At 57.6% G+C, this 13,398-nt stretch carries 18 protein-coding genes; 7 read left to right on the plus strand and 11 right to left on the minus strand.

Annotated features, from left to right (window positions below):
* Positions 1-15: 15 nt before the first annotated feature.
* The 7 genes from HMPREF3158_RS12325 to HMPREF3158_RS00895 form a co-directional block, all read right to left on the minus strand.
* Positions 16-237 (minus strand): hypothetical protein, encoded by a 222-nt coding sequence (locus HMPREF3158_RS12325; RefSeq protein WP_082787616.1) that lies wholly within the window; start codon positions 235-237, stop codon positions 16-18.
* Positions 238-267: 30 nt separating this feature from the next.
* The gene (locus tag HMPREF3158_RS00870; RefSeq protein ID WP_061921496.1) at positions 268-840 is read right to left on the minus strand and encodes a MogA/MoaB family molybdenum cofactor biosynthesis protein; all 573 of its coding nucleotides are present in this window, start codon (positions 838-840) and stop codon (positions 268-270) included.
* A 102-nt stretch (positions 841-942) separates the two neighbouring features.
* On the minus strand, positions 943-2,343 hold the full coding sequence (locus HMPREF3158_RS00875; RefSeq protein WP_235591298.1) for a S1C family serine protease: 1,401 nt from the start codon (positions 2,341-2,343) through the stop codon (positions 943-945).
* Between the two features lie 156 nt (positions 2,344-2,499).
* Positions 2,500-4,053 (minus strand): HAMP domain-containing sensor histidine kinase, encoded by a 1,554-nt coding sequence (locus HMPREF3158_RS00880; protein ID WP_062035582.1) that lies wholly within the window; start codon positions 4,051-4,053, stop codon positions 2,500-2,502.
* Positions 4,050-4,748: a response regulator transcription factor gene (locus HMPREF3158_RS00885; protein ID WP_062039076.1), complete on the minus strand. Its 699-nt coding sequence runs from the start codon at positions 4,746-4,748 to the stop codon at positions 4,050-4,052. The genes HMPREF3158_RS00880 and HMPREF3158_RS00885 overlap by 4 nt, the downstream gene beginning before the upstream one ends.
* A gap of 216 nt (positions 4,749-4,964) precedes the next feature.
* A complete protein-coding gene (gene rpmF, locus HMPREF3158_RS00890) occupies positions 4,965-5,138 on the minus strand; it encodes a 50S ribosomal protein L32 (protein WP_062035583.1) in 174 nt (57 codons plus the stop codon).
* Positions 5,139-5,153: 15 nt separating this feature from the next.
* Positions 5,154-5,423, minus strand: a complete 270-nt coding sequence (locus HMPREF3158_RS00895; protein ID WP_061921281.1) for a type B 50S ribosomal protein L31 — start codon at positions 5,421-5,423, stop codon at positions 5,154-5,156.
* A 578-nt stretch (positions 5,424-6,001) separates the two neighbouring features.
* Between HMPREF3158_RS00895 and rpmB the strand changes: the two genes are divergently transcribed.
* From rpmB to HMPREF3158_RS00925, 6 genes are all read left to right on the plus strand, one after another.
* On the plus strand, positions 6,002-6,238 hold the full coding sequence (rpmB, locus tag HMPREF3158_RS00900; RefSeq protein ID WP_005279911.1) for a 50S ribosomal protein L28: 237 nt from the start codon (positions 6,002-6,004) through the stop codon (positions 6,236-6,238).
* Between the two features lie 2 nt (positions 6,239-6,240).
* Positions 6,241-6,405 carry a 50S ribosomal protein L33 gene (gene rpmG / locus HMPREF3158_RS00905; protein ID WP_042530058.1) on the plus strand — a complete coding sequence of 55 codons (165 nt, stop codon included), beginning with the start codon at positions 6,241-6,243 and terminating at the stop codon, positions 6,403-6,405.
* A 3-nt stretch (positions 6,406-6,408) separates the two neighbouring features.
* The gene (rpsN, locus tag HMPREF3158_RS00910; protein WP_061921278.1) at positions 6,409-6,714 is read left to right on the plus strand and encodes a 30S ribosomal protein S14; all 306 of its coding nucleotides are present in this window, start codon (positions 6,409-6,411) and stop codon (positions 6,712-6,714) included.
* Between the two features lie 21 nt (positions 6,715-6,735).
* Positions 6,736-6,984 (plus strand): 30S ribosomal protein S18, encoded by a 249-nt coding sequence (gene rpsR / locus HMPREF3158_RS00915; protein WP_034657238.1) that lies wholly within the window; start codon positions 6,736-6,738, stop codon positions 6,982-6,984.
* Between the two features lie 244 nt (positions 6,985-7,228).
* Entirely contained in the window at positions 7,229-8,020 is a 792-nt protein-coding gene (locus HMPREF3158_RS00920; RefSeq protein ID WP_062035584.1) for a hypothetical protein, read from the plus strand.
* An 82-nt stretch (positions 8,021-8,102) separates the two neighbouring features.
* Positions 8,103-8,822 carry a TetR/AcrR family transcriptional regulator gene (locus tag HMPREF3158_RS00925; protein ID WP_062035585.1) on the plus strand — a complete coding sequence of 240 codons (720 nt, stop codon included), beginning with the start codon at positions 8,103-8,105 and terminating at the stop codon, positions 8,820-8,822.
* A gap of 35 nt (positions 8,823-8,857) precedes the next feature.
* On the opposite strand, the gene HMPREF3158_RS00930 is transcribed toward HMPREF3158_RS00925, so the two are convergent.
* The 3 genes from HMPREF3158_RS00930 to HMPREF3158_RS00940 form a co-directional block, all read right to left on the minus strand.
* Entirely contained in the window at positions 8,858-9,469 is a 612-nt protein-coding gene (locus HMPREF3158_RS00930; protein WP_062035586.1) for a hypothetical protein, read from the minus strand.
* Positions 9,470-9,541: 72 nt separating this feature from the next.
* Positions 9,542-10,213: a hypothetical protein gene (locus HMPREF3158_RS00935; protein WP_062035587.1), complete on the minus strand. Its 672-nt coding sequence runs from the start codon at positions 10,211-10,213 to the stop codon at positions 9,542-9,544.
* Between the two features lie 79 nt (positions 10,214-10,292).
* Positions 10,293-11,573: a serine/threonine-protein kinase gene (locus HMPREF3158_RS00940; RefSeq protein ID WP_062035588.1), complete on the minus strand. Its 1,281-nt coding sequence runs from the start codon at positions 11,571-11,573 to the stop codon at positions 10,293-10,295.
* A gap of 176 nt (positions 11,574-11,749) precedes the next feature.
* Here HMPREF3158_RS00940 and HMPREF3158_RS00945 point away from each other — a divergent pair, with 176 nt between their 5' ends.
* Entirely contained in the window at positions 11,750-12,541 is a 792-nt protein-coding gene (locus tag HMPREF3158_RS00945; protein ID WP_070496927.1) for a hypothetical protein, read from the plus strand.
* Here HMPREF3158_RS00945 and HMPREF3158_RS00950 read toward each other — a convergent pair.
* The gene (locus tag HMPREF3158_RS00950) at positions 12,538-13,368 is read right to left on the minus strand and encodes a serine hydrolase (protein WP_246816156.1); all 831 of its coding nucleotides are present in this window, start codon (positions 13,366-13,368) and stop codon (positions 12,538-12,540) included. The two genes, HMPREF3158_RS00945 and HMPREF3158_RS00950, sit on opposite strands and share 4 nt — an antisense overlap.
* Positions 13,369-13,398 lie beyond the last annotated feature (30 nt).

Consider the following 13,398-nt stretch of genomic DNA (forward strand, 5'->3'; position numbering starts at 1 on the left):
GGGAAACGCTCGCGCCTATTGGCCATAATGCGGCGGCATTTGCTCCCTGTAGAACGCTTCATCGTGCTGGCGTTCAGCCGGGGCATCCTCATCGAGCTGGACTACGCGATGAGCGTCCCCACCGCTTTCCCGACCTGAGTTATCAAAAGCAGATACAAAGTCCGGTTGGTCGGCAGTGCGGTCATAGTCCACGGCGGAGCGACGAACGGTCCGGCGGCGTTTACGAGGTTCAGACATGAATACTAGAAGGGAACTTACCTGCTACTACTAGACGCTGTACTTCTGCAGCTGGTCGATGAGATAATGAACTAACGGGGCCAGCGTGGCCATGCCGTCGCGCACTGCGGCGCGGGAGGAAGCCAAGTTAACGATGACGGTCGAGCCCGAAACACCGGAGATACCCCGCGAGGTGCAGGCATCGACTGCGCCACAGGCTTGGCCGGAAGAGCGCAGTGCTTGCGCGATGCCGGGAACCATCTGATCCAGGACCGCGCGTGTGGCTTCAGGCGCCTTGTCGCGCGGGCCAACACCAGTACCGCCGACGGTAAGGACCAAGTCAACGCCACCGACAACTGCGGTTTCAATGGCCTGACGAATCTTCGACTTCTTGGAACGAACAGTCACGGAGCCATCGACCTGGAATTCAGCCTCAGAAAGGAGCTCGCCGACCAAACGGGACGTATCATCCGAGTTCTCGTCTGGGTGGTCAGTGATGACAACCACCAGTGCGCGGCGCGGCGCGTTGAAGTTTTGTTCCTGCTCGCTGGCGATCAGGAAGGCGTCATCAGGCTCAGCGACGTCCAACAAAGACCCTGTGGATTCCTCAGAGACCTCGAAAATGCCGTTGTTGGTCTCGTTGTCAGCATGGTCTGCCAATGTAGCTCCTTTATAGGACCAAAAATTCTTCTTCAAAGATTCGGGCGATTTTTGTTAATGGATAATTTACTCGTCCGAAAGAGTTACCTCTACCTGGCGAGGATCTTTTCCTTCCCCATTGCTGACTTCGAGCGTGACCTTGGCTCCGAAGTCTTGCGAGCGAGCTGCGGCAATCAAGGAATCGGAGTTCTCGATGCGGCGGTCATTGACGCGGGTGACGAGGTCGCCTGCATTCAGCCCTGCTTCTTCTGCTGGGCTGCCTGGCTCAACCTCGACGATGCGTGCGCCGTCGCCACTGTCGCGCGCGTCTACCTTGACGCCCAAGGTTGGGTGCTTAACCTCGCCCTTGTTGATGAGCTGGTCAGCCATGCGCTTGGCAAAGTTGGACGGGATTGCAAAACCCAAGCCGATGGAGCCTGCCTCGCTCGAGCCGGAGCTCGACAAGGAAGCGATCATGGAGTTCATACCGATCAGGTTGCCGTTGATATCGACCAATGGGCCACCGGAGTTGCCGGGGTTGACCGCGGCATCGGTCTGGATGGCGTCGATAAGCGAGCTCTCGCCGCCCTCCTGGGAAGCCCGAACCGGGCGATTCTTCGCGGAGACAATACCCGAGGTAACCGTGGCATTTAGCCCCAGCGGGGAGCCCACAGCAACGACCTCTTGGCCAACGGCCACGGCGTCAGAATCACCGAATTGCAGGAACGGCAGGTCATTGACGTCCTTGATCTTGATGATCGCGACGTCGGTGTTTGCGTCGGAAGAAATAAATTCAGCTTCGTGCTTGCTGCCGTCGTTCATGCTGACGCGCAACTGGCCGCCACGCTCAGCGCCGGCAACCACGTGGTGATTAGTCAGCACATAGCCATCCGGCGAGATGATGGAACCAGAGCCCTCAGCAGCGCTGGTAAGGCCCAAAGCCTCAATGGAAACAACAGCGGGCAGCACCTTAGCCGCGGTCGCCTCAACCGAGCCCTCAGCTGGTTCCTCACCGGTGCTATTAGCCACCGGCTCATTCTGCAGAACCTGGTTTACGGTGCTCGTATCGTTCTTATCCTTCGCTCCTAGAGCTAGACCAGTAATGCTGCCCACAGCGACAGCGCCGGCGAGCATCATGGCCAAAGCCGTGCCCAGGCCCACCTTCTTCTTTTCTGGCGGGTTCGGTTGCGCCCCTACGTAAGTTATGGCCTGATTAGGCTGGCCCGGTTGGCCAAACTGCCCTGCCTGGCCGGGCTGGCCCGCGCCGAAGCTTTGGGTATGCGGATTTGCTTGGCCGCCGACGAATTGGGGATTGCCCGCGCCTTGGTTGAAATTTGCGCCCTGCATCCCAAAGGAACCAGCCTGGCCACTGGAGCTAGGCTGCGCCCCGGAGTTCTGGCGCGGTTCATTCCAACCGGCAGAATTGCTAAGATTGGGTTGATTCTCGGACGCTGGCCTCTCGCCGCGTGGATCCGCAGGCTCGTTCATGTTTGAGTTCCTCGTATTCATGTAGGCAATTGTGCCGCAGTGGGCTGGGGTGCATCTGTAACGATTCTGCTAGCCATATAAGAATAACTGTTAGAATTCTGTATGTCTTGACCTGCAGCGCAACTCCTTTTTATGCCGCAATAAGGTCGGCGCAGATTAACCCTGATTAAACCAGCGCTCGGCGAAAATGGTGCCGCGATCAACTGCCGCCTCATCTTCTTCGTTTGCGGAAGGATCGAAAAGGCCATCAACGAAGGTCTCGCCTTCCCCACGGTACCCCGGCAAGATAACCTCCATGCGCGTGCCGCCGTCGTTCGAATCCTTAATTTCAATAGAGCCCTCGTGGCGCTCAATCACGGATTTGACGATGGCCAGACCCAAACCAGAGCCCGGCATCGAGCGGGCTTCTGCGGAACGATAGAAACGTTCGAATACCTTCTCCCGCTCATCCGGCGGAATGCCCGGGCCAGAGTCGTCGACCCGGAGACGGACCTCGTGCTCGCTGATCTGCTGCATGAACACACGCACGGTGCCGGTCGCAGGCGACCATTTCGCCGCATTGTCCATCAGATTAAGCGTTGCACGGCCCAGGGCGAATGGATCGCCTTCTAGGACCCACGGAATAAAGCGCACACGGAACTCGACGTCGGGGCGGCGTCGCCTAGCGCGCGCTAGCGAAGACTCGAGCACCTCCATAAGGTCAACCGGCTCCGGAGCCTTCTCCGTGGCGTCCTCACGAGCCAAGTCGACCAAGTCACCGATGAGCGTAGAAAGCTCCGTCATCTGTGACATGACGTCATCTTCCAAGTCGCGGCGATCTTCTTCGCTGATACCAAACCCACCGCCGGACTTGTTCATCATCATCAGCAACTCAATGTTGGTACGCATCGAGGTCAACGGAGTCTTCAACTCGTGACCTGCGTCCGCCACAAACTGAGCCTGCTGCACACGCGATTGCTGCAGCGCTTCCAACATCTGATTAAAGGAAACCGTAAGCTGCGCCATCTCGTCATTGTTGACAACCTCGATAGGTCGCAGATCGTTGGTCTGCGTGACGTAATCGGCCGCACGCTTCAGGCGCGAAATCGGCTGCATACCAGTCTTGGAAACGAGCATGCCGGCAAAGATCGCCAGCAGAACGCCCAGCGCAACGATAACGACCAGCATTGCGCCAATGGCCGCGATGAGCTCATTCGTCTCGCTCAAGTCCCGGGCCAAGACCACAGTGGTGCCTAAGTCATGGCGTTTTGCGAGGATGCGCTCGCCACCGACGGTGCGCACCGAGATCTCGGTGTAATCATCATCCTTCTGAAACTTATCCCCCACCGGGATGGCATCACCAAAGGTAAAGCTCCAGGAAGGCGGGGAAATCGCGATACGAGTCGATGGATTATAGAGCTTAAACTTCGCGATTTCGGAATCGATAGATTCAACAAAACGCGGGTCCAGGCTTTCCTGAATCAACACGTCGGCTTTTTGCTCAAGCTGCTTGTCGACGGCCGCGGTCAAAGACTCAGACACGATCCAATAGGTTGCCAGGGTCATAAGCGCCACGGCGATGGCCACGACCAGACCCGTAACAAGCGAAAGACGCCACCGCAGTGGCGCCCGAGAAGCCCAACTCCCCCTTCCGCCGGCAATCTCGTTAACAGGGGTGGGTTGTACCTGTTCGGAAGCCTCGGCGTTGGGCGCTGGCTTCCTCAAAATCACGGTGTCGACTTCCGCAGAACATAACCGACGCCGCGCACGGTGTGGATGAGACGCGATTCGCCCTCACCTTCCGTCTTCTTCCGCAGGTAGCCGATGTAGACCTCTAGTGCGTTGCCGGAAGTTGGGAAATCGTAGCCCCATACCTCTTCCAGAATCACGTTGCGCGGCATGACCTTGAGCGGGTTTTCCATCAGCAGCTGCAGCAAAGCAAACTCAGTACGAGTCAAAGAGATCTGCCGGTCGCCGCGCTTTACCTCACGGGTTTCCGCATTGAGCTGCAAATCCTCAAAGGAAAGCTCGGTCTCCGCGCTGTGCGGTGCTCCAATGGAGTCTGCAGCGGCGCGGCGCAGCAAAGAACGCACGCGTGCCAAAAGCTCCTCCAGCGCAAATGGCTTCGGTAGATAGTCATCTGCTCCGGCATCGAGACCAGCCACGCGGTCGGAGACACTATCGCGGGCAGTTAGCACCAGGATCGGGCGCTCCCAGCCCTCGCTGCGAAGAGTACGGCAGACTTCGAGGCCGTCCATGTTGGGCATCATGACGTCGAGGATCAACAGCTCCGGATTTTCATTGCGGACAGCCTCCACCGCCTCAAGGCCGTCACTGGCAATCATGACTTCATAACCATTGAACCGGAGAGAACGACGCAGCGATTCGCGTACCGCTTGCTCGTCGTCGACGACAAGAATCTTCATAAACATAATTATGACCTATTCATGGTGGATTTTCGAGGCCACCATGCAATCCAATCCCCTTTCCATCCCCCCAAAGCCACAAGCTAACGATTCTCGCGGCGCCTTTTAGACAATGTATCTGTTTAGAATATCTGTCCAAAAGAAAGAGCCTGCGAAGAAGATGCCTTGTTTAAGGCGTTTCTTCGTAGGCTCTTTTAAAAAGTAGGGCGTTCTAGATTAGAACTGCTCCACGTCTACCAGGCCGAGCTTTGCAGCCTTGACCAGACGGCGCGGGATGCGCACGGTCTGACCGTCGATGGTGACTTCCTGAAGGGCGACGTTGTCTGCCTTCCACTGGGAGCGACGTGCGCGAGTGTTCGCGCGGGACTTCTTGAACTTAGGAGTTGCCATTTTCTTCTATCCTCCTTACGCGTTCTTCTTCTTGCGGCGAGCCATTGCACCGAAGCGCTGGTTGAAGCGCTCGACGCGGCCTGCGGTATCCATAACGCGCTGTGCACCGGTCCAGAACGGGTGGGACTCAGCGGTCACGTCAACGACGATCAGTGGGTACTCGTTGCCATCTTCCCACTCAACGGTGCGATCGGAAGTAGCAGTGGACTTGGTCAAGAACGAGTGGCCAGTGCCAGCGTCCTTGAAGACCACCGGGTGGTAATCCGGGTGGATATCCTTCTTCATAATTATTCCCTCAGGGTTGAAACTACGGGTCGGTTCTTCACTCTTCTACCTGGCTTAAGCCTTAAAGAACGGCGAACTTTTTACAAAGCAGCCCTCTATCGGTGTCGAAGATCGTGCCCGAGTTGGGACGTACAGATTAAAAATGGCGTTAACCTCATCGCTCCGGGATATTGCTTGCGCTCCCCGTGGGCGGAGATGTCAACAACTTAAAGCATGTTACACCTTTGCCACCAGTTCCCCAAACCCACATACACGCTATTACGCTCCGTATATAGAGGAACCGGCCCGCATGATTAACAGCAGCCACAGGCGTTAACAAGACCAAATGGCGCAGGTAGTTCGCACGAGCCCACTGCATCAGCTTGCAGCACTGGGACAAGGAAGGCGATTAGGTAATTTGGGCCGCGGGCTGTAAGATTTTCCCTTGCTGTTGTCAAAGTATACGTTTTACGCCCCGTCTACTGGTGTTTGACGGTCTTGCCATCCATGCTCAACCTCACTTTTCGAGCGCTGCGCCTCACCGCAGAAGGCATAACCGTCAGTAGCCATGATGTGGGCGGCTAGGAGAAAGAAGACCCATGTCGGCTATTTGCCAGGTAACGGGCCGCAAGCCGGAATTCGGCAAGCAGGTCTCGCACTCGCACCGCCGCACTTCGCGCCGTTGGAACCCCAACGTGCAGCGTCGTCGCTACTACCTGCCCTCCGAGGGCCGTACCATCACCCTGAATGTCTCTACCAAGGGCATGAAGATTATTGACCGCGACGGCATCGAGTCCGTCGTCGCCAAGATTCGCGCACGTGGGGAGAAGATCTAAAGATGGCACGTAATGACATCCGTCCAATCATCAAGCTGAAGTCCACTGCGGGCACCGGTTACACCTACGTGACCCGTAAGAACAAGCGCAACAACCCGGATCGCATCACCCTGAAGAAGTTCGATCCGGTCGTCCGCAAGCACGTCGAATTCCGCGAGGAGCGATAATCTATGGCTAAGAAGTCCAAGATCGCCAAGAACGAGCAGCGCAAGGAAATCGTCGCCCGCTACGCGGAGCGTCGCGCTGAGCTCAAGGCCATCATCAAGAACCCGAACACCTCGGACGAGGATCGTCTGGACGCACAGTTCGAGCTGAACCGTCAGCCACGTGATGCATCCCGTTCCCGCATCCGTAACCGCGACGCAGCCGACGGCCGTCCGCGCGGTTACCTCCGTAAGTTCGGTCTGTCCCGTGTCCGTATGCGCGGCATGGCTCACCGTGGTGAGCTGCCGGGCGTTCGCAAGTCCAGCTGGTAAAGGGGTAATTGCACAATGGCTATCAAGCGCAATAACCAAAAGAAGTTCCGCATGGAACAAACCCGTCGCCCGAAGAAGAACCCGCTGAAGGCTGAGGGTATCGAGACGGTTGACTACAAGGATGTAAAGACCCTGCGTCTGTTCATCTCCGACCGTGGCAAGATCCGTTCCCGTCGCGTGACCGGTCTTACCCCACAGCAGCAGCGCCAGGTCGCTACCGCTGTGAAGAACGCACGCGAAATGGCTCTCCTGCCGTTCACCGCCCGCTAAATCAGTAGCTGGGTTTCTCAACAGCGCACTTTTGCCGCTGGCAAGTGTGACACGGTAAAAGAACCTTCGAAAGTCGCTTTCTTTCAATCACTTCGATTGGATGCAAAGCGGCTTTTGTGCGTTTTGTTCTTGGCCACGAAATAACTATCTGCTACTTAACCCACAACTTCCCTATGCGGGATTCGAGCTGGTGATAGATTAGTGATATTCACTTCCTCTCTCCTCGAAAGGGCTTTTAAGGCGCATGCCATTGCATCAATCCTTAGCGGAACTCAGTGAGCTCGCAGCACATTGCCAGTCCCCCGCTACTGCCCGCGGCTTACTCGCGGAAGCGCAGGATCTCCTGCACAATTCCCTGGACCACCGCGCGAACGAGCTAGAACTTGCCACGTGGTTTTCTCGCATTATCACTGACATCGTGCGCTCGCCCGGCGTCGCCAGCCCCGTGCGCCTTTCCGGCCCCGTCGCCCGCGGTGACGCACTTCCTTCCATGACCATCACTTGGCTGGGCGAGGACCCGCAGCTGGAATCTATTTTTAGGGACGTGGGCCTTGTTGGCCGTTCTGCAGAAGAGAGCATGGCCAGCCGTGCCGACGCTGGCCTGCCGCTGGGTGTAGGCAGCGAAGACGCACTGCTGAAGGAAGCACTGGATTTGCGCCCGCCAGCACTCAAGGTGGTCGATGGCCTACCGGATCGCAATACGACTGTCGACGTCCAGAGTGACCTGCTCGCCCCCATCGCCGCCATCGCGCGCTGGGCCGCCCCGGCGCCGCGTCCCACCCCGGATCGCCTCGCTATCGGCGTTGAGCGTGAGCTTCTCGACGCCGCCGAAGCCGAGGCTTTATCCATTGCCTGGGGCACTGGCATAGCGTTGGAGTTGCGCCTGTGGCACGCCGGCGTGAACGGACGCGATGGTGTCCTTGCTACTCTCCCACCGCTCGACCGCACCGCTTATGGCTCCGCCTGCCGCACGGTATCCGCAAACTTTGAGTCCATTGATAAACGTCAGCAAGACTGCTCCACGCAGGACAATTAATTAGTTGCTGCGAATATAAACGAGTACACTTAACTGGCTTAATGAATTAAAATTCATTCACACGAAAGGAGGCGTCCTGCCCATGGCTGGAACTGTTGGTAGGCCGCGCAAGAACAGCCCGCGCCGCCGTGGAACTACCGCCCGTGAAGAGATTCTCGACGCTTCATCAGAGCTTTTCACCACGCAGGGTTTTGCCACCACTTCGACGCACCAGATTGCGGATGCCGTGGGCATTCGCCAGGCGTCTCTGTATTATCATTTCCCCTCCAAGACAGAAATCTTTCTAACCCTCCTTAATTCCACCATCGAGCCTTCCCTCGAGCTTGCTGAGGAGCTGGCGGCCTCCGCTGCCGCCGCCGAGCAACGTCTGTGGTCTCTCGTTGCGGCGGAGTCCCGCCTGTTGCTCACCAGCGGCTGGAACGTCGGCCGCCTGTACCAGTTGCCTGTGGCTAACTCTCCTGAGTTCTCCGAGTACCACGAACAGCGTACTGCTTTGCAGTCTCGTTTCCGCGAAATTGCCGCCTCAATCGTCGGCGAGGATGACCCTCGCATCGAGCTTCCGTTCCACATCGCACTTTCGGTCATTGAGATGCGCCCGAACGATGGCACCCCGCCTTTCGACGCTTCCCAGCGCGTTCCGGAAACTGCCGCCATGCTTGCCGACGCCGCGCTAGCCGTTCTCGGCGCAAAGGTTCCGGACAACGCGGAAGAGACCACTCTTGAGCTGCTCAAGAACCGCCACGACTCCATCTCCTCTGCCGCCGCTGCTGCCGCGGATCGTAAGAAGAAGTCCGGCAATTAATTAGTGTGTGCAGCGTGGTGCTGCCAAGCAAACACCTATCGCTGCCAGTAGTCGTTCCAGGTGACGCTTTCTACGGCCGTGTTGTCTTGGTAGACGCGCAGACCGTCGGCGTTGACCACGATGTACGAAGGATCGGCATCAACCTGGTAGGTGCCTTCGTGACCTTCGGCGGGCAGCTCCAAGGTGCCACCGAACATATCGGAACGGTAGGTAGCACCGCCGGCGTTGCCGCAGACGACAACCTTGCCATCATCGCTGGTGCCAGCGAGGATGAGGTCCTCGCCCGCGGTGCACGATGCATAGCTGCCGGACCAACCGCGGTCGCTCAAAATACCACCGCTGACGGTGGACTTATCGCGCCCGTGGTCGTAATGCTCTTCCGGGTTAGGCGCTGTTTCCGTCACGGTTACTACGGACTGGCTTGGGCTTTCTTTAGTGCTAGGCGCTACGGAAGTCGTCTCTGCCGGAGCGGAAGTTGATTCCACCGGCTTGAATTCCTGCTGCGCAGTCTGCTCGGTTTTGTCGTCGCCACGGCTGAGCAAGAAAAATGCTGCAGCAGCCGCCACGATTGCGACGAGAATTACGATTCCGACGACGATAGGCACCACGCCAGACTTATCTTTTTGCTGCGGATACGGATAAGTCATAATGTGCGCCTTCTTTTCTGTGTCGATACGAGAAATGCTCTATGTGCTAGGTGCGCTAGGTCTTCCTAGACCTTAACGATAGCGCTGAACGGCATAGTGAGCCAAGCAGTTTTTATGAGGCTTATACACCGCTTCGCCGTCTTCTTTAAGGCTTTCAATCAGGCGATCGATCTTCTGGTTGGTCTTCTTCTCGGTCCAGCCAAGTGCCTGCGCCAGCTCTCGAATCGCCGGGATATTAGCATCCGTGGCACCCGGCGCGCGGAGGTAGCTAGCCAGTTGGCGCAGCAGTAGCTCCTGCTCGTCATTCGGGACGTGGCGAGTGCGCGTGCGGTCCCCCTCCTCATCCAGCGGGCGCGGGGTGCGGCGAATCATGTCGTTGTTTTGAACGTCGATGTGAATCTCGTACACGCAATCAGGCGTGGTGAAAGTGATGGCGGTCGGCCCCGGTGGGATGGGTGCCAAGCCGCGCGGCCCTACCTCGATGCGCGAATGGGAGCGCACATTGCGCTGGCTGATATAAAGCGGAATATGGCGGCCCACGTTGGCGAGCATCCAGCCTTGGCCGGAGTACCACAGCTGGAATAGCTGACGGTGCAGGTCCAAGTCCTCTGCGCCTACTACAAAGTCACCAGCACGGCCTACTATGAGCTCGTCGCCCGGGCCCATCCGGTGTACCTGCCCGACCAAGTCATTGATCTGAAGCCATGGTCCAGAGTTTGCCGGCGAGCTGGCGTGAGACTGCATAGATTAGGCGCTTTCGAAGTCGAGGATAGATGGACAGGTTTATTCCGAAAGTCCATACTAATACCCAAAAGCGTGAAAGTTAGCCGGTTACTAGCGCAATTGTGGTGATCGCAATCGTGATGATGATAAGAATCGTCGCCGCAATCATCAACGCGTTGTTGTTATCCTTCTGCGGCCGCGCAGGCTGCGCCGGCCGAGCAGACCGTACCTGCTGCGGCGATTGCTGCATTGGCCTTGCTGAAGGCATGGACGCCCCCGGATTGATTCCTGGGTTGAAGGGCGCATTGATAGGCCCGCCATAAGAAGGCACCGAGCCCATCGCGGGGTTACCCCAATTCTGCGCACCTCCGGCGAGGTTTTGGGCGCTGCCCATACTAAAGCCCATGGCGGGAAGCTGACCGCTTGCCGGATAGTTCGTGGCTTGGTTCTCCGGGATTGCGGATCGCGTATTAAGTTCGGCTCCACCGTTTCCGCATGCCTCCAGTGCATCGATGAACTTGCTGGCTTCTGGAAAACGCTTATAAGGAGTGTTATCCAATGCTCGTTCCATCACTGCGTCAATCTGCTGAGTGGCCATTGCCGCCTGTGGATCAAGCCGTGCCACGATAGCCGGGGTGCCCATCGCCGGGACTATACGTTTGGTGCGCCAGGCAGACTCCGGCATCATCTCTTTGAGGTGATACATGGTCAGCATCTCAAACGCGATGAGTGCTAGCGCATAGTTATCACCTGAAAAGGATGCTTCCTGGCCGCTGTAATCACGCGAATTGCTCTCTGGTGAAGAGTAGTTTTCAGTTCCGATTACGTTGCCTACGGCGGTCAAACGCGACTGTCCCTCCGAGATAGCGATTCCGAAGTCGCTCAGAACGCTATAGCCGCTATCGGTGGGCCGGCGGCGTAGCAAGATATTGGCCGGTTTTACATCCCTGTGAATCCACCCATCCGGGCGCATCGAATGCATCTGGTCCAGTGCTTTGGCCACGGGGCGCAAGTACTTGACGACGTCGCTGATGCTAAAACCCGGCTCGTTACTATGGCGACGTTCACGGATGAGCTCTTCCAACGTGCCGCCTTCGAAAAGCTCCATCTCAAAGCCGAGATTGCCCTCGGTGTCGGCCAGCTTCTTATTTATGTGCGTGACATAGGAGCTATGGATGGCCGCCAGCGCCTTCATTTCATTATGGAAGCGCTTGAGCCCTTCTTCGTTGTGTAGCTCCGGCAACACCGTCTTGATTGCAACGTTGCGCCCTAGATCGACATCGGTGGCCGCGAAGACGGTTCCCATGCCGCCGCCACCGATGCGCCGGACGTTTGCATATCCTTGGCGCTCCAGCCACATAACTACACGGGAATCATTCACGCGTATATTTCACCACACCCGATGTAGATGCATGTTCTAAGAATCGCCCTATCTACCCCGCTTGTGGGGTAGCATAACCGCTCGTAGAAGGCAGCTACTATTTGTAACTACTCGGAAACTTTTAAGTTGCTGCCTGTATTTATTTCCTATCGCCGATTTCTTTGCCGAAGGATGCAATGACCAACCCTAACCAAGGCCCAAATCACTACCCTTCGCTGTCCACGAATATGTACTCGGGCGCGCAGTCGCAATCCCCATTTGGCGAGCAGAATCCCTATACCGACCCAAATGGCCGCTACCAGTCGACGCAGCCGATGGGATTTACAGCGCCCACCGCGCGGCCCTCGCGAAACTGGGTTCCGATCCTGTGCATCTTGGCAGTCATCCTGGCCATGCTGATTGGCGGCGGCGTGGTCTGGGCGGATAAGAAGAGCGACGAGGCTCAGCAGCCACCTGTCGCTCCGGCACCGCCATCGACGGAGGTTTCGGAAAACCCCGTCACGACCACGGAAGAAACCGAGTCTGATCCAACGCCTACCCAGGATTCTTCTTCCCCGGCGCAGAATAATTCGCCGCGCTATCAGCAAAGGCAGCAGCCGCGCCAGCAAACCCACACCACTACGCAGCGCAAGGATTATCCGGCAGGGCTTAGCGCCAATGGCTGGGACGGAATCTCCGGCGCGCAGTGCAACGGCGGCGAAGCCGTGTACGCGGCCAAGAAGTCCGCGCCACAGGCGCACATCGTCATCTGTGACGAAAGCTCCGGCTTGGTCTACCGCGGCAATTGGTCCAGCGGCCCGGCCGTTGGCACTGCCTCAGGTAGCGGCACTTCGTACACCGCTACCTTCAACGATGTCAGCCAGCTACTGATTAATGGCGGCGAGTTCACAATCATCCCAGATAGCACCTCTTATGACTCGAGCAAGTTAGACACCGGCCAGTTCAGCACCGTCTGGAGCGCCAACTAGCAAGCGGCCTTGGGCCACTGGACCTTCGCACCCGCGAGTTCGGTGGCCAAGGCGCTGAGCATTTGTTGCGCCGAGCCATAGGCACCGCTTGGCGACGTCGCGTAAATAGCCACCGCAACCTTCTTACCGTTGAGCTCTACCGTGCCCATCTGCCGTGCTTCATAGGCGCCGTTTGTATCTGGGCCCCAACCGCCCTTAAAAGATGAATTATCGAGGCTGCCTAAGCCATAGCTTTGGGCAGGATCAGAGGCAGCCATAGCAGTGAGCACTCCGCTGCCCTGTGCGATACAACCCAACTGCCCTATAAAGCGCGCTTGATCAGCGACTGTCCATTGGGTCTGCCCGAAGGCGGAAAAGCCCGGACGGGTAACCGTGGGCTGTACTTGCACGTCTAAGCCTGCTTCCGCTAGAACTGCGCTGGCGGCGCTAGCTGCAGACTGCCCGCCGCCTAGGGATTGCCAGAGATTTTCTGCGGCCGCATTATCTGAAAAAGTAATGGCCTGAGAAATCATCGAAGGATCTGCCGAACCAGCGCGTTCCGCGGCAATTGCCACCGCCACCTTCGATGTAGACCATGCGGCTCGCGGCTCAGAAATACCGGCACTATATACCTCATCCTGACCTGCAACGGCGATTCCGGCTTTCCCGCCGTACTTGCTCTGAACGTCTTCGACGATCTTCTGCAGTGCTTCCTGGACGTTCCCCCTCGCTGCAGCAGGAGCCGGGTCCTTGTCAGACTTTCCACCATCGCCTTTAGCATCCGCATCGGGCACCATCGTCTGCCCGCTCAAAGTGGGGCGCGGGTCCACATCCGTGCTGGTGGTCATGCTAACTTCCGCTCTTTCCTCCACATCACC

Source organism: Corynebacterium sp. HMSC06G04 (assembly GCF_001807365.1).
Taxonomy (GTDB): Bacteria; Actinomycetota; Actinomycetes; order Mycobacteriales; family Mycobacteriaceae; genus Corynebacterium; species Corynebacterium simulans.